Origin of the sequence: Ochrobactrum sp. SFR4 (assembly GCF_019730395.1) — a bacterium.
Taxonomy (GTDB): domain Bacteria; phylum Pseudomonadota; class Alphaproteobacteria; order Rhizobiales; family Rhizobiaceae; genus Pseudochrobactrum.
Window position 1 is genome coordinate 1 of record NZ_JAAPBB010000506.1, and the last position, 321, is coordinate 321.

A 321-nucleotide genomic window follows, 5' to 3' on the forward strand; every position below is an offset into this window, starting at 1 on the left:
TGGAAACACATTTGAAAAAGCTGGCAGCGCCCGTAAATATACCGGTTATGATTTGCGGTATGGCCGGAGCTCGGCAGGGATGGGCGGAAGCACCTTATATCAATCTGCCGACGGCACTGGACGGGCTGGCCACGCAGGCCCTCAGAATTAAGCATCAGACACGGGACATCCGTATTCTGCCGGGTTTAGCGCAGCGGGAACAACATTCTGCAAATGTGATGCGTGGTGAGGAAACACAGCTCGCAGGTATCGCAGCCTCCATGCCCAATGGTCTGGTATGTATGCCTGGCACACACAGCAAATGGACAAAAGTGGAGGGTA

The 321-nt window shown here is 54.2% G+C and carries 1 protein-coding gene; it reads left to right on the forward strand.

Annotated features, from left to right (window positions below; all coding sequences use genetic code 11):
• Positions 1-59: 59 nt before the first annotated feature.
• Positions 60-321, forward strand: a 262-nt coding sequence (locus tag HBA93_RS20010) for a 2-dehydro-3-deoxygalactonokinase (RefSeq protein WP_286202089.1), incomplete at its 3' end; no start/stop codon positions are given.